The sequence below is a fragment of the Psychrobacter sp. AOP30-A2-5 genome, from assembly GCF_052378115.1.
Taxonomy (GTDB): domain Bacteria; phylum Pseudomonadota; class Gammaproteobacteria; order Pseudomonadales; family Moraxellaceae; genus Psychrobacter.
Map to the genome: position 1 here is coordinate 1 of NZ_JBQSXK010000070.1, position 417 is coordinate 417.

Genomic DNA, 417 nt, shown 5'->3' on the forward strand with positions numbered 1-417 from the left:
ATTAAGTATTACAGTCTTGTTAGGTATAATAAATGAATAATATTATCTTTCAGAATTCCTATTTACGGAATAACTACCATAACACAGGATTGGACATGCAGAACAAATTGGAAATGATACGTATCTTTTGTGTCGCAGCAGAGTCTCGCAATTTTAAAGAGGCAGCCACTCAGCTGGGGATTTCCCCGCAGGTAGTGACACGGGCAATAAAAGAGCTAGAAGAGCAGCGCGGAGAGATTCTGTTCTACAGGAGTACTCGACAAATTAAAATTACTGCTGATGGTGAGCGTTTGGCAAAGCAAGCACGTTTTGCGGTGGGATCGATTGATGCTCTGCTTGTAAAAGACACCAAGGAAAAACGAGATGAAATGCGTGGGACTGTCCGTCTTACTGTTTCGTCAGTGTTAGGGCGTAAAT

Annotated in this window: 1 protein-coding gene; it reads left to right on the plus strand. The window is 42.0% G+C overall.

Annotation, left to right across the window (positions count from 1 at the left end):
- Window positions 1-95 precede the first annotated feature (95 nt).
- Window positions 96-417: LysR family transcriptional regulator (locus ACT3S4_RS14405; RefSeq protein WP_444761314.1), on the plus strand; the 322-nt coding region annotated here is incomplete at its 3' end.